At 68.5% G+C, this 17619-nt stretch carries 17 protein-coding genes and 1 pseudogene; 9 read left to right on the top strand and 9 right to left on the bottom strand.

What is annotated here, in order from left to right:
* Positions 1-91: 91 nt before the first annotated feature.
* Both IT882_RS14715 and IT882_RS14710 read right to left on the bottom strand, forming a co-directional pair.
* Positions 92-1009 (bottom strand): SDR family oxidoreductase, encoded by a 918-nt coding sequence (locus tag IT882_RS14715; RefSeq protein WP_195692464.1) that lies wholly within the window; start codon positions 1007-1009, stop codon positions 92-94.
* 111 nt (positions 1010-1120) lie between these two features.
* A complete protein-coding gene (locus IT882_RS14710) occupies positions 1121-2287 on the bottom strand; it encodes an acyl-CoA dehydrogenase family protein (protein WP_195692463.1) in 1167 nt (388 codons plus the stop codon).
* Positions 2288-2366: 79 nt separating this feature from the next.
* On the opposite strand from IT882_RS14710, the gene IT882_RS14705 reads away from it, so the two are divergent.
* Positions 2367-2867 carry a MarR family winged helix-turn-helix transcriptional regulator gene (locus tag IT882_RS14705; protein ID WP_229382165.1) on the top strand — a complete coding sequence of 167 codons (501 nt, stop codon included), beginning with the start codon at positions 2367-2369 and terminating at the stop codon, positions 2865-2867.
* Between the two features lie 15 nt (positions 2868-2882).
* Here IT882_RS14705 and IT882_RS14700 read toward each other — a convergent pair whose 3' ends face one another.
* Both IT882_RS14700 and IT882_RS14695 read right to left on the bottom strand, forming a co-directional pair.
* Positions 2883-4058 (bottom strand): 4-hydroxybenzoate 3-monooxygenase, encoded by a 1176-nt coding sequence (locus tag IT882_RS14700; RefSeq protein ID WP_195692461.1) that lies wholly within the window; start codon positions 4056-4058, stop codon positions 2883-2885.
* A gap of 96 nt (positions 4059-4154) precedes the next feature.
* The gene (locus tag IT882_RS14695) at positions 4155-4907 is read right to left on the bottom strand and encodes an IclR family transcriptional regulator (RefSeq protein WP_195692460.1); all 753 of its coding nucleotides are present in this window, start codon (positions 4905-4907) and stop codon (positions 4155-4157) included.
* Positions 4908-5018: 111 nt separating this feature from the next.
* Between IT882_RS14695 and IT882_RS14690 the strand changes: the two genes are divergently transcribed.
* A complete protein-coding gene (locus IT882_RS14690; RefSeq protein WP_195692459.1) occupies positions 5019-5933 on the top strand; it encodes an NADP-dependent oxidoreductase in 915 nt (304 codons plus the stop codon).
* A gap of 14 nt (positions 5934-5947) precedes the next feature.
* Here IT882_RS14690 and IT882_RS14685 read toward each other — a convergent pair whose 3' ends face one another.
* The 4 genes from IT882_RS14685 to IT882_RS14670 all read right to left on the bottom strand — a co-directional run bounded on the left by IT882_RS14685 (position 5948) and on the right by IT882_RS14670 (position 9561).
* Positions 5948-7324, bottom strand: a complete 1377-nt coding sequence (locus IT882_RS14685; RefSeq protein WP_195692458.1) for an NADP-dependent succinic semialdehyde dehydrogenase — start codon at positions 7322-7324, stop codon at positions 5948-5950.
* Between the two features lie 85 nt (positions 7325-7409).
* Positions 7410-8288 (bottom strand): formyltetrahydrofolate deformylase, encoded by an 879-nt coding sequence (gene purU / locus IT882_RS14680; protein WP_195692457.1) that lies wholly within the window; start codon positions 8286-8288, stop codon positions 7410-7412.
* 23 nt (positions 8289-8311) lie between these two features.
* Positions 8312-9277 (bottom strand): peptide synthetase, encoded by a 966-nt coding sequence (locus tag IT882_RS14675; RefSeq protein ID WP_195692456.1) that lies wholly within the window; start codon positions 9275-9277, stop codon positions 8312-8314.
* Entirely contained in the window at positions 9274-9561 is a 288-nt protein-coding gene (locus tag IT882_RS14670; RefSeq protein ID WP_195692455.1) for a hypothetical protein, read from the bottom strand. Before IT882_RS14670 ends, IT882_RS14675 begins: the two co-directional genes overlap by 4 nt.
* Positions 9562-9670: 109 nt before the next feature.
* On the opposite strand from IT882_RS14670, the gene IT882_RS14665 reads away from it, so the two are divergent.
* From IT882_RS14665 to IT882_RS14640, 7 genes and pseudogenes are all read left to right on the top strand, one after another.
* Complete coding sequence (locus IT882_RS14665; RefSeq protein ID WP_195692454.1) at positions 9671-10504, top strand: alpha/beta fold hydrolase; 834 nt, start codon at positions 9671-9673, stop codon at positions 10502-10504.
* Entirely contained in the window at positions 10501-11211 is a 711-nt protein-coding gene (locus IT882_RS14660; RefSeq protein ID WP_195692453.1) for a GNAT family N-acetyltransferase, read from the top strand. The genes IT882_RS14665 and IT882_RS14660 overlap by 4 nt, the downstream gene beginning before the upstream one ends.
* A 124-nt stretch (positions 11212-11335) precedes the next feature.
* On the top strand, positions 11336-12469 hold the full coding sequence (gene menC / locus IT882_RS14655) for an o-succinylbenzoate synthase (protein WP_195692452.1): 1134 nt from the start codon (positions 11336-11338) through the stop codon (positions 12467-12469).
* On the top strand, positions 12466-13359 hold the full coding sequence (locus IT882_RS14650) for a hypothetical protein (protein WP_195692451.1): 894 nt from the start codon (positions 12466-12468) through the stop codon (positions 13357-13359). Before menC ends, IT882_RS14650 begins: the two co-directional genes overlap by 4 nt.
* Before the next feature lie 42 nt (positions 13360-13401).
* Positions 13402-13611, top strand: a pseudogene (locus IT882_RS16980) (LLM class flavin-dependent oxidoreductase); the annotation flags it as partial.
* 89 nt (positions 13612-13700) lie between these two features.
* Positions 13701-14267: an LLM class flavin-dependent oxidoreductase gene (locus IT882_RS14645; RefSeq protein ID WP_267490531.1), complete on the top strand. Its 567-nt coding sequence runs from the start codon at positions 13701-13703 to the stop codon at positions 14265-14267.
* A 166-nt stretch (positions 14268-14433) separates the two neighbouring features.
* Entirely contained in the window at positions 14434-14880 is a 447-nt protein-coding gene (locus tag IT882_RS14640; RefSeq protein WP_195692450.1) for a hypothetical protein, read from the top strand.
* Between the two features lie 25 nt (positions 14881-14905).
* Here IT882_RS14640 and IT882_RS14635 read toward each other — a convergent pair whose 3' ends face one another.
* Positions 14906-17524: an MMPL family transporter gene (locus IT882_RS14635; RefSeq protein ID WP_195692449.1), complete on the bottom strand. Its 2619-nt coding sequence runs from the start codon at positions 17522-17524 to the stop codon at positions 14906-14908.
* Positions 17525-17619 lie beyond the last annotated feature (95 nt).

Here is a 17619-nt window from a genome sequence, read left to right as displayed (position 1 = left end):
GAGGAGTGGCCGTGCTCGTCGATTTCGATGTGCACGTGCACATCGATTGCTTTCAGCGCATCGACATCGATCGCCGGCTCGTAGCGGGTTGTCACCGCTGCAGCTCCTCCGGAAGCGGCGGGAAGGACTCGCCGACGGACTGCAACTGTGCGTCGAACAGCTCGTGCGCCTCGGCCTGCAGAGCCTCGGTGCTCCAGCCGCCCTCGTGGTAGGCCGTGACAACCGGCTCGGGGTGCGACCACAACTGGATGCGGTCGCCACCTACTCCGATCGCCTGACCCGTGATGTGGGCGGCGTCGTCAGAGGCGAGGTAGGCGATGACGCCCGCGACATCCTCAGAGGTTCCGAATCCGAGGTCGTGCCGGAAGAACGCGGGCATCGCTTCGCCGCGCTCGGATGCTTCCACCGCTGCGGCGAAGTAGGGGATCGTCGAGGTCATGGCTGTGGCTGCGACGGGAATGACGGCGTTGGCCGTGATGCCCGCCTTCTTGAGCTCGAGGGCCCAGGTGCGCACCATGCCGACGATGCCGGCCTTGGCGGCGGCGTAGTTGGTCTGCCCGAAGTTTCCGCGCTGGCCGGTGGGTGACCCGATGCAGATGATGCGACCGGGCTTGCCGGCCTCGCGCAGGTGCGTGGCGACTTCCCGGACGCACGTGAAGGTGCCGCGCAGGTGAACGCCGATGACGGTGTCGAAGTCGTCGTCGGTCATCTTCCACAGCGTCTTATCGCGCAGGACGCCCGCGTTGGTGACGAGGATGTCGACACCGCCGAAGGTCTCCACGGCGGCGGCGAGCAGCTTCTGTGCTGTCTCGGTCGGTCCGACCGGCGCGACGACGGCGGTTGCGCGACCGCCCTCGGATTCGATCGTGGCCACGGCGTCGGCGGCGGCCTGCTCATCGACATCGTTGATGACGACCGCTGCGCCCTGTCGGGCGAGCTCCTGAGCGTAGGCGAGGCCCAGGCCTCGGCCCGATCCGGTGACAATGGCGACTTTGCCCTGCAGCGACATGGCGCTCCCTTGCTTCTCGAGGCACTCTCGGCTGTGGCCGAATGCGCCTAGTCAATCCGATTTCATTGCAATAGTCAACGATTGATGTTTGCCAGCGTGAGTCGAGATGTCTCAATCGCGCGTGAGTCGACGGCCGATGATCTCCTTCATGATCTCGGTCGTTCCGCCGTAGATCGTTGCGACGCGTGAGTCCAGATAGTCGTGCGCGACGGGGTACTCGCGGGTGTAGCCGTAGCCGCCGTGCAGTTGAAGGGCGCGGTCGATGACCTGCTGGTGAAGCTCGGTCACCCACCACTTCGCCATGGCGGCAGTCACCTCATCGAGCTGGCCCTGGGCGGCATCCAGGATGCAGCGATCGACGAACACCTGCGCGATCTCGATCTGGGTCGCAAGCTCCGCCAGATAGAAGCGGTTCGCCTGAAAGTCCGCGATCCGCTGACCGAATGCCGTGCGCTGCTTGGCGTAGGCGAGTGCCTGGTCGAAGGTCGCGCGCATCCGGGCCATCGAGGTCACCGTGATGTGCAGGCGCTCGATGGGCAGATTGTGGCGCAGCTGTCCCCAGCCGTCACCGGGCTGTCCGAGCACGTTCGCCCGCGGCACCCGAACATCGGCGAACGAGAGCTCGGCGGTGTCTTGTGCACCGAGCCCGATCTTCTTGAGGGGGCCGCTGCGGGTGAAGCCGGGCATGCCGTCCTCGACCACTAGGAGGCTGAACCCGTCGCGGCCCGCCGCCGGATCCGTGCGAGCGACGACGATGACGAAGTCGGCGAGCAACCCGTTGGAGATGAACGTCTTCGATCCCGTGAGCACGAAGTCGTCACCGTCGGGTCGTGCGGATGTCGAGATGGATGCCAGGTCTGACCCGGTTCCGGGCTCGGTCATCGCGATGGCGCCGATCTTCTCGCCCGCCACGAGAGGGCTCAGCCAGCGGTCCTGCTGCTCTTCGGAGCCGAAGGCGATCAGATACGGCGCGATGAGGTCGTTGATACCGCACAGTGACATGGAAACGGCTGTCGCGCCGGCGGCGGCGAGTTCCTCGATCATGACCGCGTTGTAGCGAAAGTCGTCGACGTCTCCGCCGCCGTTGCGGGCCGGCGCCGAGATTCCCAGCAGGCCGGTCGCTCCCGCTTTCGCGAAGAGGCTCCGATCGACGCGTCCCGCTTCGGTCCACGCTTCCAGGTGCGGCGATACCTCGCGCTGGACGAAACGGCGCACGGTGTCGCGGAAGTCATCGTGGGACTCGTCGAAGATCGTGCGGGGGACGGCGACGCTGCTCATGGTGAGGATTGTGTCCACCCTCGGTGATCGTTGTCAAGTTCAACGATTGTGTTCGGCAGCGAATTGCTACAATCGCCGGGTGTCCACCGCAAACGATCAGGCACGGGCGACAGAACCCTCTGCCCGCTCGGAACGATTGTGGCGCACGACAGTCGGAGACGACCTGGCGTTCCTGCTCGCGCGCGCCAACGCGGTCTCGGTTTCGCGCGTCAACGCCGCCCTCCAGGCTGTCGATCTGCGTGTGCGTGCGTACTCGGTCTTGGCGATCGCCGTCAACGACGCGCGTCCGTCGCAGCGTGAGCTCTCCGAATTCTTGCGCCTGGATCCGAGCCAGATCGTGGCGCTCATCGACGAGCTGCAGTCCCGCGGACTCGTCGAGCGCGAGCCCGACCCGAACGACCGCCGCGCCAATGTCGTTGTCGCCACCACGGCTGGGCGCGAGCTGCTTGCCCAGGCCCAGGAGCTTGCGCGACAGGTCGAGAGCGAAATGTTCGGAGCCCTCGACGGTTCCGAACGCGAAGCCCTCGCGCACGCGCTGCGCGTGATGGCGGGGGCTGTTGGGGATGATCCCCAACGCTGAGCAACCCAGCCTTCGTTACGCGAACGCCCAGCCGGTGTAGGCCTCTGCGAGATAGGTCCGGCCTGCCTCGGATTCGACGACGGAGCGCAGCTCGCCAATCTGGCGGCGGCGATCGAACTCGGAGGCCTCCGGCGTGAGGTGCAACATGTTCGTCATCCACCACGAGAAGTGTTGCGCCTTCCAGATGCGCTTCAGCGCCGTCTCGGCGTAGCGATCCAGGAGGCGCTCGTCGCCCTCGTTCAGGAGGGCACCGAGGGCCCGGTCCAGCAGGACGACGTCGGCGACGGCGAGGTTCATGCCCTTCGCGCCCGTGGGCGGGACGGTGTGGGCGGCGTCGCCGACGAGGGCGGCACGACCTCGGCGCAGCTCATAGGAGACGAAGCTGCGGAACCGAAGCACGTCACGCTGGAAGATCGGCCCCTCCTGGAGCGTCGTTCCGGGAACGCACGACTGCAGCGTGTCCCAGATCTCGGCTTCGCTCATCGCGTTCGGGTCGGTCTCGGGGTCGCACTGGAAGTACATGCGCTGCACGGTTGCGCTGCGCTGGCTGATGAGCGCGAAACCGTGGGGGGAGTTGCTGTAGATGAGCTCCTCCGAGCTCGGCGGCGCTTCGCACAGGATGCCGAACCATGCGAACGGGTACTCGCGGAAGTGTCCGCCCGTCGACGATCCGGTGACGGCGGCGCGGACCAGGCTTCGTGAGCCGTCACCGCCGACGATGAAGTCAGCCTCGATCTCCAGTGGCGACCCGTCTGGGTTCGTCGCGAAGACGCGGGGCCGGTCGGTCTCGATGTCGTCGACGCGGTCAACGGTGACGCCGAACCGAAGGTCCTGCCCTGCGGCCAACCGAACCTCGATGAGGTCGATGAGCACTTCGTGTTGCGGGAAGAGCCAGACGCTGCGACCCGTGAGCGCGGGGAAATCGATGCGGTGCCCCTCGCCCTCGAATCGCAGCTCGATGCCGTCGTGGCGATTTCCGACGGTCTTCACGCGCGGGGAGGCGCCGGTCTGGTCGAGCAGTTCGACGGTGGGGTGCTCGAGAATGCCGGCGCGGATCGTCTTCTCGATCTCTTCGCGGGTGCGCTGATCGACGACGACGGACTCGATTCCGCGCGCGGCGAGAAGGTGCGACAGCAGGAGGCCGGCGGGGCCGGCGCCGACGATGGCTACCTGGGTGCGGACGGTTGACATGGCGTCTCCTTCGACGAATGTGGGACTTCGCCGAGTCTGCGGCATCCATTCCACCCCGCGGCAATATTCCCATTCAATGGGCAATTGGCGGAGCCGTCAGAGGCGCTGGCGTCGCAGATCGCGCTCCGTCGCGGCGGCAGCATCTCGAAGCGCCGCGACGGCTGGTTCCGGGTCGGCGCCGCGCGGAAGCACGACCGAGAGGGCGGCGACGACCTCTCCCTCATAGCGCAGAGGAACTGCCACGCCCGTCGAGACGGACTGGATGGAGCCTGGAGCGATCGCCACACCGTCGCGTTTGATCCCCGCGATCACCCGTTCGAGTGCCCGAGCATCGGTCACGGTCTCAGGAGACACGGCGCGCAGTGGGCTGGTGAGGACGCTGGACCGCACACCGGCGGGCGCAAAGGCAAGAAGAACGAGCCCCGATGATGACGCGTGCAGCGGGAGGCGGCCGGCGATGCGGGTGATGTTGGCCCCGGCATCCGGGTGCGAGAGACGTTCGATGAACAGGGCCTCGTCCTTCTCGCGGACCGCGAGCTGGGTGTGCTCGCGGATCGCCGCCTGAACGGTCTCCATGTGTGGGAGCGCCGCGGTGCGCAGCCGCAGCGCCGAGGACCCGCGCAGCGCGAGCTCCCACAGCCGCATGCCGAGGCGCACCTGCGCGTCCTCGTCGCGATCGAGTAGCCCCGCCGCGATGAGGTCGTCGACGATCCGGTGGGCACTGGAGGAGGGCAGCCCCGATCGTCGCCCGATCTCGGATGCCGACTGCACCGTGCGTTCGGAGGTGAAGGTCTCCAAAACGCGCACGATCCGCTCGGTCATTGAGTCACCCGTCGGCGAGTTCGCCATGCTCACAGCTTGGCACGCGCGCCAGCCGCACAGCGGCCCAGGCTGGCCGTGCGTCCGCGGAAACCTCCCGCGCGCGGCCCGCAGCCGGATCGGCCTCGCTACGCTCGAGACATGAGCCGTGCAGCGATGTACAACGAGGCCGGAGGGCCCGAAGTCCTGTTCGTCAGCGAGGTCGAGGAGCCCTCGCCCGGCGCGGGAAAGGTGCTGGTCGCCGTCGAGGCCGCGGGACTGAACCCCTACGACGCGAAGGCTCGGAGCGGTGTCATCCCCGCCGATGCACCCTTCCCTCGACGTATCGGCGGCGACTTCGCCGGCTCTGTCATCGCCGTCGGAGAGGGCGCCTCCTACACTGACGGCGCGCCCGTCTCTGTCGGGGACGCCGTCATGGGCCGCGCCGCCGGGGCTGTCGCCGAGCAGGTCATCGCGCGTGCTGCCGAGATCGCCCAACGGCCCGAGGCGCTCGCGGTCGAGGTGGCCGGCGGCCTGCACGTCGCCGGACTCACCGCGGTCTCATGTCTCGCGACCGTTCCGGTCGGCGAGGGCGATGTCGTGCTGGTCGGCGGCGCCAGCGGAGCTGTCGGGCTCGTGGCGTCGCAGCTCGCGATCGCGCGCGGAGCGCGAGTGATCGGGTCCGCATCCGCCGCCAACCACGACTTCCTGCGCTCACTCGGCGTCGAGCCCGTCGAATACGGTGAGGGTCTCGCCGACCGGGTGCGGGAACTCGGCGCGGTCACCGCCGTCATGGACTGTCACGGCCGCGATGCGCTCGATGCCGGAATCGACCTCGGCGTGCCGGTCGACCGGATGGTGGCGATCGCCGCCTACGCAGCGCTCGATGAACTCGGCGTGCACAACGTCGAGCGCGACGCCCGCACTCCCGAGAACCTGCGTGCCCTCGCCGAAGACATCGCCGCCGGCAGGATCGTCTTCCCCGTCGTGGCGACCTACCCGCTCGACGCGGTGGTCGAAGCGTTCCAGGCGCTCGAGTCCTCACACGAGCCGGGCAAGATCGTCATCCTCCCCTAACGCGGACGCCGAGCTCAGGCGCGCCAGACCGTCTTCAGGTTCATGAACTCGCGGATGCCGGCGGCAGCAAGCTCTCGCCCGACGCCGGAGTTCTTGATGCCGCCGAACGGCAGCTCCGGGTGCGAGACTGTCATGCCGTTGACGAACACGGCGCCGGCGTCGAGGCGGTCGATGAACCAGTCGATCTCGTCGTCGTCGGTGCTCCACAGGGAGGACGAGAGTCCGAAGGTTGTCGCGTTCGCGATCTCGGCCGCCTCCTCGCGAGACTCCACGCGGTACACCGTCGCCACGGGGCCGAAGGCCTCCTCCTGGAATAGGCGCATGTCCCGCGTGATGCAGGCAAGGATCGTCGGCGGGTAGAACCAGCCCGCGCGGTCCGGAACCGAGCCCCCGGTCAAGACCTCCGCGCCGCGCTCGATCGCATCGTCGACGAGCTCAGCGAGTTCGTCCCGCCCGCTCTCCGTGGCAACCGGGCCGACGTCGGTCCCCTCGTCGAGAGGATCGCCGACACGCAGCGCCGCGGTCTTCTCGACGAACCGCGACACGAACTCGTCGTAGACATCGGTGTGCACGATGAACCGCTTGGCGGCGATGCAGGACTGACCGTTGTTTTGATTGCGTGCCGTCACCGCCACCGATGCTGCGGCATCCAGGTCTGCCGTCGGCATGACCAGGAACGGGTCTGACCCCCCGAGCTCGAGGACGACGTGCTTGACCTCGCTGCCGGCGATCGAGGCCAGTGAGCGGCCGGCGGGCTCGGAGCCGGTGAGCGTTGCCGCGACGACCCGCGGGTCGCGCATGACCCGCTCCACGCCGGACGCCGGGATGAGCAGGGAGTGGAACGCTCCGACGGGGAATCCCGCGCGCTCGAACAGCGTGTCGAGGTAGAGGGCGGAGCGCGGAACGTTCGAGGCGTGCTTGAGCAGGCCGGTGTTGCCGGCCATGAGCGCCGGAGAAGCGAAGCGCATCACCTGCCACAGCGGGTAGTTCCACGGCATGACCGCCAGCACGACACCGAGAGGCGCATACCGTGTGCCCGCCGCCGAGGCCTTCACCGAGGACGGGTCGGCGAGAGTTTCGGAGGCGAGGAAGTCCTCGGCGTTGTCGGCGTAGAACCGGCATCCGCGGGCGCACTTGAGAACCTCCGCCCGCGACTGTGCGAGGGGGCGTCCCATCTCGACCGTGATCGTGCGCGCCAGCTCCTCGGCATCGGCCTCAAGAAGCTCAGCAGCCCGGCGCATCCACGCTGCGCGCTGTGCGAACGTCGTGTTGCGAAGGGCGACGAACGCCGACTGTGCGGCGGCGATGCGCCGCTCGACCTCCACCTCGTCGTGAGGGTCGAAGGTCTCGACGACCTCGCCGGTCGCAGGATTTGTCACTGCAATGGCCATAGGGTGCCTCTTCCTCGAGATGTCAGACCCCGCGAGCCTATCCGGCGCCGCCATACGCCGACAATTCAACGCGCGCGCGGGGTGCTCAGAAGACGATCGTGTGGTTTCCGTGACGGATGACGCGGTCTTGCGCGTGCCAGAGCACGGCGCGTGAGAGCACGGCGCGTTCGACATCCGCGCCGCGTCGCTCGAGGTCGAACGCGGTGTCGGCGTGCGTGACTCGCACGATGTCCTGCTCGATGATCGGTCCCTCGTCGAGGTCGGTCGTCACGTAGTGCGAGGTGGCCCCGATGAGCTTCACGCCTCGCGTCTTGGCCTGGCGGTACGGCTGGGCGCCGATGAAGGCGGGAAGGAACGAGTGGTGGATGTTGATCACCGGAACCCGCACGCGCTCCAGGAAGTCGGCGCTGAGGATCTGCATGTAGCGGGCGAGCACGACGACGTCGACATCCGCGTCCGCCAGAACCTCGAGGATGCGTGCTTCGCTCGCGCTCTTGTCGGGCCCCGGGACCGAAGGGACGTGTACGAACGGGATGCCGAAGCCGGCGACGTCAGCTTCGGCATCCGTGTGATTGGAGATGACGACCGGGATCTCGACGGGTAGCTCACCACGGCGGTGACGCCACAGCAGATCGAGGAGGCAGTGGTCCTGCTTGGAGGCGAGGATCGCCATCCGCTTGGGAGTCGACTGGTCGGTGATCGACCAGTCGAGGTCGAAGCCGGTACCGAGAGTCCGATCGAGGTCGACCTCGATCGCAGGCATGGCCTCGCGCAGACCGGGCCGATGGAACACGACCCGCTGAAAGTAGGCGCCGCCCGCAGGATTGTCGGAGTACTGATCGAACTGCACGATGTTCGCACCCTGCCGGGTGATGAGAGCTGACACCGCCGCGACGATGCCCGGCGAGTCCGTGCCGTGAACGATGAGGCAGGCGTGATCGACGGGCAGCTGTGCGGCAGGCATGGATCGATTCTGCCCGACCCTCGTCACGCCCCGATCGTGTCGCGTAGGCCGCCGTACACGGCATCGAGCCAGGCGCCGACGTTTCGGCGGGCTTCCGGGGTGTCGGGGTACCGGCAGCGCAGGTGCAGGCCCGCGTCGTTCGCGATGAACCAGATCATGACGCCGTCGGTACGGACGACCGCAGAGACGTACTGGATGTCGCGCAGCCGCCCGGGGGCGATCGGGAGCCTGCCGGTGTCAAGCCACGAGACAGCGAACATTCCGGGGGTGGCCGGCATCCCGCCGTACGGAGCGAGGATCGGGCCCAACGGGTGCGAACCCAGGCCGATCGCTTCCTTGACGGCGCGAGCGCACGCCGCCGGCGCCGGGTCGGAGGACTCGATGACCGCGTTCGTGATGAACCAGCCGACGGCGTCGTGCCACTGCGGGTCGTGCCGGCTGTGCACGGGAAACACGGCGCGCAGCGGCTGGTCCCCCATCGCCAGGCTCACGCGGGTCATGACCGACACGGCCAGCGCGATCGCTCGAACCCCGGCAGCGGCGGCGCGCTCGCAGAAGGCCTCGAACTCGCCGCCGTCGAACACATCGCGAACATCGACGATCTCGGATCGCGCTGCGGCGACATCGCCCAGGGTCAGGGGGAACAGCGGCATCTGGCCGCCTTCGGCATCCAGGATCTCGGCCCACCGGGTCGTGATGTCTTCCGGCGCCGGGGGGCGGGAGGCAAGCTCGGCGGAGTGGTCGGCGAACGCCCGTGCCGCAGGCAGCGCCGCGCCCGGTGCGCGGTCCTCGCGCGCGTCGTCGATGACCTCGGCGAGGTCCCGAGCGAGCACCAGAAGGGACCACATGTCGACGTGGGCGTGGTCGGAGGCGATCACGATCGTCGGGTCGGCACCGCCGCCCGGTTCGATCAGGCACAGCCGATGAGATGGGGTGGCGAACGGGCGGCATCCGTCATCGAGCACCTCGCGCAGCACTTCGCGCGTCAAACGCTCAGGGGAGCCGGATGCGTCACCCACCGGCCGACGCCGAGCCGCGCCGGTCGCACCCGCACCGTGCCGTCCTCGCCGCGGTCGAAGACGGTACTGAGCGTGCCGTGCCGGTCGACGACCGTCGCCCAGGCGTCAGCGATCTCGTCGGGAGCTGCGGGCGTGCGCAGGCGGAACGAGATCGCCATCCAGGAGCCGGGGCGGTCACCCTCTGCGACGTGCCGCCCCTGGTCGAACGACAGCGTCAGCGGCTCCGCGTCGGGCAGAACCTCGGCGGGAAACACGAGGCTGCGGACTCGGCCGGGGGCAGCGTCATTCGGGCGACATTTGTCAAGCGCATCGCGCGTAGTCTAGGCGGCAACCGTTTCGCATAGAGGACGCCCGGGAGGGCACGTGAGCACGCTGCGGATTCGAGGCGCCACACTCGACTTCGATGTGACCGGTGACGACGGTCCGTTGGTCGTCCAACTGCACGGCCTCATGTCGAGCCGTACCCGCGACAGTCACCTCGGCCTCGATCTCGGTCGGGCGCTGCGTGGTCACCGCATCCTGCGCCTCGATGCGCGGGGGCACGGCGGCTCCACGGGAACCGACGATCCCTCCCACTACTCCTGGGAGAACCTCGCCGACGACCTCCTGGCGGTGCTGGATGCCGTCGCTCCCGGCGAAGCGGTCCACGGTGTCGGTCCGTCGATGGGGACGGGCACGATGCTGCACGCGGCCCTCAAGGATCCGGTGCGGTTTGCGAGCCTGACGCTGATGGTTCCACCGACGGCGTGGGGCACGAGGCGCGCGCAGGCGGAGGCCTACCGCACGAACGCGGAACTCATCGAACGGCACGGTGTCGAGGCGTTCGTGAAGCTTGGCTCGACCACGCCCGTCCCGCCCGCCCTGGCCGAGGCCCCCGAGTCGCTCCCCGCCGTGGCTGAGTCGCTCTTGCCGACGGTGCTGCGCGGTGCCGCGACGGCAGATCTGCCCCCGAAGGACGATCTGGCACGGATCGACGCGCCGACACTCATCCTGGCCTGGACCGGCGATCCCACGCATCCCCTGCGCACCGCGACGCGCCTCAACGAGCTCCTGCCGAACAGTCGGCTCGTCGTCGCACGCACGCCGTACGGGGTCATGGCCTGGCCGGGGCTGTTCGCCGAGCACGTCATCACCGCGGGCGTGGAACTCACCCCAACCGGGTCGATCCCCGTCGTCTCCGAATCGAGGGCCTCGTGACAAGCGCCGAATCAGTTCAGCTGAGCATCCGTGAACTGGACACCGTCGCCGATGTCTTCGAGGCCTCCGCCGTCCTGTCCGAGGTGTGGGGCGGCGATCGCACCGGCATGCCGCCGAACCTGCTGCGTGCCCTCGCCCACTCCGGCAATTACGCGGTCGGGCTGTTCGAGGGCGATCGCATGGTGGGGGCATCCGTCGCATTCTTCGCCGAACCCGCGGCGCGGTCGATGCACTCCCACATCACGGGGGTCCTGCCGGGTGCGCGGGATCAGGGGTTCGGACGGTTGCTGAAACAGCACCAGCGCGAGTGGGGGCTGCGCCACGGGATCGGGCATGTGACCTGGACCTTCGATCCGCTCGTGTCGCGAAACGCCCACTTCAACCTCGCCGTCCTCGGCGCGCGCGTCACTGAGTACCTCGTGGACCACTACGGCGCGATGGATGACGGCGTGAACCGCGGCGACGAGTCGGACCGGCTGATGGTCTCGTGGGCGTTGGCAGCACCGCCGGCACCCACCCCGACGGATGCCGAGGTCCGGGCCTCCGTCGCGATTCCGCGCGACATCGAAGCGTTGCGGCGTCGGGAACCGGACGCCGCGGCTATCGAGCGCCGCCGCGTTCGCGACGCCTTGCTGACACACCTGAGGGCGGGCCGCCGCATCGGCGGCTTCGACGAGCGACGCGGCTACCTCATCGCCGACGCCTGAGCGTTCCCCTTCCTGACACGTCGATCCGGTGCCGGTGGGCGGCGCGCGAGCGGATTGTCGTCGCCGGATCGAATTCTCGTCCCTCGAGGAGGAGAGCGCCGCGGGTCGGGGCTAGCCTTGCCGCATGCCGATCGCCCACGCCGCCGCACCGGTCACCCTCGAGGGAATCGAGGTGCGCGTGCTGCACCTGCCGCTCGTCTCGCCATTTACGACATCCTTCGGCACCGAGACGGTGCGTGAAGTCATCGTCGTCCGTGCGCTGACCGCGGAGGGGGAAGGCTGGGGCGAGATCGTCACCCAGGAATCTCCGCTGTACTCGAGCGAGTACACGCAGGGCGCGTGGGACGTGGCGCTGCGCTTCTTGATCCCCGCTCTCCTGGACCGCCACACCCTCGCCCCCGAAGTGGTCGCCTCGGCTCTCGAGCCCTTCGTCGGGCACCGGATGGCCAAGGCCGGCCTTGAGCTCGCCGTCCTGGATGCCGCACTGCGTGCCGAGAACCGGCCGTTGGGCGAGTACCTCGGCGCAGCCCGTGACCGTGTGCCCTCCGGCGTGAGCGTCGGCATCCAGCGCGACCCCGCCGCCCTCGTCGATGTCGTCGCCGGATACCTCGACGAGGGGTACGCGCGGATCAAGATCAAGATCAAGCCCGGTCGCGACATCGCCGACACCGCCGCCGTCCGGGATGCCTTCGGCGACATCCCGCTGCAGGTCGACGCGAACTCCGCGTACACCCTCGCGGACGCCGACACCCTGGCCGAGCTCGACCGGTTCGACCTGTTGCTGATCGAACAGCCCCTGCAGGAAGACGACCTCGTCGACCACGCGACCCTCGCCGCGCGGCTGCGCACCCCGGTGTGCCTGGACGAGTCGATCGTGTCGTCCAAGGCGGCGCTCGACGCGCTCGCGCTGGGCTCGGCATCCGTCATCAACATCAAGGCCGGGCGCGTCGGCGGCTACCTCGAGGCCGTGCGCATCCACGATCTGTGTCGGAACGCGGGAGTTCCGGTGTGGTGCGGCGGGATGCTCGAGACCGGGATCGGTCGTGCCGCCAACGCCGCCCTCGCCGCGCTCCCCGGTTTCACACTGCCCGGCGATGTGTCGGCATCCTCCCGGTTCTACGATCGCGACATCGTGACCGAGCCTGCCGTCCTCGAGGACGGTCACGTCCGCGTTCCCACCGGCCCGGGATTGGGCGTCGAGATCGATCCGGTCGCGCTGGAGGACATGACCGTCGCCTGCGAGGTTCTCCGGCGGTGAGCGGCATCACCGACGCGACCGTCCACCGGCGCCGCCTCGGTGCTGTGGTGCTGGTTGTCGCGTTGGCAATGAGCGCCCCCGCGTGCGCCTCGACAGCGCAGCCTCCCACCGGGGAACTCCCCGACGGCGTGAGTGTCCGGCTCGTGCAACAGCGCTCCGATGTCGCGGTGCACCAGGCGCAGGTGGAGATCACCAACGGCACGGACTCGCCGATGAGTGTGGACGATCTCTCCGTTTCGGATCCGCGGTTCGCCACGGATGCCGCGCGCGTGCTGCACCGGACGAGCCTCATCGCTCCCGGCAGCACGGTCGGCATCCGCATCCAGCTCCCCGATCCCGCATGCGGTGTGCCGGATGACGGGAGCTCGACGGTGGAGTTCGCGTGGCGCATCGACGAGCGCGCGGGACTCGCGCGGACGGAGCTTCCCGACGCGCTCGGGTTCCTGCCGGCGATGCACGCGAGGGAGTGCGTCGCCGATGCCCTCGGCGAGGCCGCCGCTGTCTCGTTCACCGGATTCGAGGCGGGCGCGGGTGACCGTGTCGGCGTCCTGACGCTGGGGATCGTGCCGACCGGAGTCGGTGGTGCAACCATCCACGCCATCCGGCAGACCAACCTCCTCGGCTTCGGCGCCGAGGGAACAGGTCCGGATGCCGCACTGCCGCTGGACGTCGATCTGGCCGCCGGAGATCGCGCCGCCCGTGAGGTGGCGATCGCGCTCGAGCCGTTCCGCTGCGACGCCCATGCGGTGCAGGAAGACAAGCGGGGCACGATCTTCACGGTGGACGTGACGGTTGCGGGTGGTGACGGACAGATCGAACTGGCGGCGTCGCCGGACATGCGCGCCGAGATCCTGAACGCGGTGGCCGAGTACTGCGGGTTCGGCTCCTAGCCAGGTGCTCGGTGTGTCCCGGGTTCGCTCTAGCGTGGGTCTATGCGCTCGCTCGGTGTCGTCTTCGAACCCGCCTTTCCGCCCGAACGTCTCCGTGAGGTAGCCCGCTCCGTCGAGGACGCGGGAGTGCCCGAACTGTGGCTGTGGGAGGACTGCTTTCGCGAGTCGGGCATCGCGTCGGCATCTGCGGCGCTCGCGGCCACGACAGGGCTGACCGTCGGCATCGGCGTGCTGCCGATGCCGCTACGTAACGTCGCGCTGACCGCCATGGAGCTCGCGACACTCTCGCGGTTGTTCCCGGGTCGCATCATCGGGGCGTCGGTCATGGCGTGCAGAGCTGGATGGCGCAGGTCGGCGCGCGTCGTGCGTCCCCGCTCACACTCATGGCGGAGTATCTGCCGACGCTGCGAGCGCTCCTTGCCGGCGAAAGCGTCACGATCGATGGGCGGTACGTCCACCTGGACGACGTGGCCCTGGACTGGCCGCCGACCGTCGCCGTTCCGGTCTTTGCCGCCGCCGAAGGCCCCAAGACCCTGGACCGTGCCGGGGCACTCGCGGATGGAACGGTCATTCCGTCCGGCTGGAGTCCGAACCGTCTTCGAGACGCTGCGCTGCGTGTGCGCGCGGCAGCGGGAGAGCGCGCCGAGACCCACCCGGTCGTGGTGTACCTGCCGACCCGATTCGCCGACGATGCACCGGCGCCCGAGGATGCTGCCACACGCGAGCGCGCGAGTGGCAGCGTCGTCGACGTGGCCGAGACTGTCGAGGCCTTCTACGCCGCGGGCGCGACCACCGTTGTACTCCAGCCCCACACTGACGAAGACGACCTCATCGGGTTCTCTCATCGCTCGGGCGAGGTCGCCCGGATGCTGCGCATTGCGCCGACCCGAGAACCGCGCGCTCGGTGAGACCCGTGCCGCCGGGCACTCCCGTTCGAGTGCGGGCTCGGGAGGGCTCGGAGGCCGCGTTATCGCGACCTCTTGCGGCGCGCTGAGCGGGTCGCCACACTCAAGGGTGGGAAGCCGATCATCGTCGGTGTTCGCGACGCCGTGCATTCCCAGGGGAGGAAGATCAATGAAGACCCGAATCGCCGCTGCCGCGCTCACACTCGGCGTCGGCGCCATCGCTCTCACCGGATGCGTGAACCCGGTCGAGCAGCTCATCAACAACACCGTCGAAGATGTCGTCGAAGGTGCCACTGGCGTCGATATCGACGCGGGCGCCGGAGCCAGTGTCCCCGATGGATTCCCTGCAGACATCCCGCTGCCATCAGGCTCGCCCCTGGTCGCACTCGCTGTCGACGGCGGATACACCGTCACCTACACGCTCCCGAGCGCCGCCGACGGGGAGGCTGTCATCGAGCAGCTCAAATCCCGATACACGACCGATTCCGAGTCCGACTTCGGCGGGATGAAGATCTGGTCGTTCACGGGCACCGACTACACCGTCGGAGTCACGCTCCTCGAGCAGGAGGACGGCACGGCGCAGTTGCTCTACGTCGTCGCGCCGCTCACGCCGTAGCCTCTCGCGCTCCCGGCAGCGACCGTTACAGGTCGCCGCGCTCTCGCAGCTCGCGCCGCGTCAGCGCGTGCTCTGTCGCGCCCTCGGCCTGGTCGGCATCCTCCTCATCTGCCCACGGCGCGTGATGCGCGCGCTCGAGTTTTGCGCCCTCCACGTCGACATTGGGCAGGATGCGGTCGAGCCAGCGCGGCAGCCACCAGGCCGACCGTCCCAGCAGGTGCATGAGCGCCGGCATCAGCAGCATCCGCACGACGAAGGCATCCAGCAGCACACCGAACGCGAGGCCGAAACCGATCGAGCGGATCATCGTCGACTCGGCGAAGATGAACCCGCCGAACACCGACACCATGATCAGGCCCGCGGCCGTCACCACCGCACGTCCTGCACGCAGGCCCCGCATGACGGCCACCCGCGCGGGTGCGCCGTGCACGTACGCCTCGCGCATGCCGGATGAGAGGAACAGCTGGTAGTCCATCGCGAGTCCGAACAGGATGCCGACCAGGAGCACCGGCAGGAAGCTGAGGATCGGACCGGTGCTGTGGATGCCGAAGATCTCGGCTCCCCAGCCCCACTGGAACACCGCGACCGTCGCGCCATACGTGCCAAACAGCGACAGGATGAACCCGCCCGTGGCGATCAGCGGCACCAGGAGCGAGCGGAACACCACGATCATGATCAGCAGCGACAGCCCGACCACGACGCTGATGTACAGCGGCAGCACGCCGGCGATGTTCTCGGAGATGTCGATGTTGATCGCCGCCTGACCGGCGACGCCGAGCGCGTACTCGCCGTCGACCGGCGGGAGAGCACGCAGATCCCGGACGACCTGTTCGGTCGATGCGGCACTAGGCCCGTCGGTCGGAACAACCTGGAACGCCGCGAGCGTGCCATCGTCGGAGACCGCGATCGGCGCGACCGCGACGACGCCGTCGACGCTTGAGAGCGCCGTGGCGACATCCAGCTGCGCCTGCAACTGCGCCGTCTCATCGAGATCGCCGGGCAAAGCTGCCGTGACCAGGAGGGTGCTGTTGGCGCCGGGGCCGAACGCGTCGGCGGTCAGTATGTACGCCTGGTACGCGGGCGAGTCCTCCGGCTCGCTCGAGCCGTCAGGCAGGCCCACCCGCATCGACAGCGCGGGGATCGCGATGACCAGCAGCGCCACGATGGCGCCGACCGCGGAGATCACGGCCCGCCACGTCGGCATCGCGCGAGCGCTGGTGTCGGCGTGGTGCACGGTCCCGATGCGCGCGCGAGCACGACGGGTGAGGACGCGCAGCTTCACCAGACTCAGGAGGGCAGGTGTCAACGTGACGGCGATGAGGACGGCGACGAGGACGGCGAACGCGCCGACGGTGCCCATGAGGCCGAGGAAGGGGATGCCGGTGATGTTCAGTGCGAGCAGAGCGATGATCACCGTCGATCCCGCGAACGTCACCGCGTTGCCGGCGGTGCCGTTGGCCAGGCCGATCGACTCGCGGAGCTCGGCACCCTCCATGAGCTGCTTGCGGTGCCGGTTGATGATGAACAGCGAGTAGTCGATGCCGACGGCAAGGCCCAGCATGATCCCGAGCACCGGGGTCACCGACGACATGTCCAGGACACTCGACAGTGACAGCGATGCCAGGACGGCGATCCCGACACCCACCAGTGCTGTTACGAGCGGAAGCCCCGCCGCCACGACGGTGCCGAGCATGACGAGAAGGACGATGCCGGCGATGACGACGCCCACGATTTCGCCGATGCCGACGAGGCTCGGCAGAGACTGGGCCAGCGTCGACGAGTACGCCACCTGCACCCCGTCGATCGGGTGGTCGGCGACGTAGTCGGTCACGCCCTCCCTGGCGGTGGCATCCAGTTCCAGCAGCGGAACGTCGAAGGCGACGTTCAGGAGCGCCGTTGCACCGTCTGCCGACACCACACCGATTCCCTGGGAGAGATCCAGGAGTTCGCTACCGAGTTCGAGCTGTTCGGCGTTCGCCGTCAGTTCCTCGCGGCTCGCGTCGAGCTCGGCCTGCTTGGTGGCGATATCGGTGCGCGCTGCTTCCAGCTGCGCGCGTTGGGCATCCAGCTGGGCCTGCTGCTGGTCCAGCGCGGCAATCTGCGCGGCCGGAGCGCCTGCTGCTTCGGCCTGCTGCCGGGCAGCGTCGAGTTGCTGCTGCGCGGCATCGAGCTGGCTCTGCCCGCTCTCAACCTGAGCCAGCGCGGCATCCAGCTGTGACTGTCCGTCATCGAGCTGGGCGCGCCCGGACTCGATCTGAGACCGTCCATCGGCGAGCTGCTGTTCCCGGTCGGCGCGCTGCTGCTCGGCATCGAAGGGATCGACGACGCGCGCGACGTGCGGCAGGTCCCGGATGCCGGCGGCGAGGTCGGCGACCTCCGCGCGCTGCTGGTCGGTGAAAGGCTCCCCGTCCTCGGTGTGCAACACGATCTGTCCCGACGCTCCCGCATAGTCGGGCAGCTGCTGCGAGAGCTCGTCGATCACCTCACCGGATGCTGTTCCGGGAACGTCGAAGCTCGTGGCGAGGGTGCCGAAACCCACGGCGAAGGCCCCTCCCGCGAGACCGAGCACGGCAACCCACCCGACGATCACGATCCACGCGCGGCGGGCGGAGGCTTTGCCGAGCCGGTACAGCAGTTCAGCCATGAGGACCTTTCGAGGCAGGATGCAGGGAGGAACGACGCACAGCATACGATACGTTGCGTATTGAAACCTGAATCGAGGATGACAGTGACGGACCG

Source organism: Microbacterium schleiferi, from assembly GCF_015565955.1.
GTDB classification, from domain to species: domain Bacteria; phylum Actinomycetota; class Actinomycetes; order Actinomycetales; family Microbacteriaceae; genus Microbacterium; species Microbacterium schleiferi_A.
This window is presented reverse-complemented; position numbering and strand designations above follow the sequence as displayed.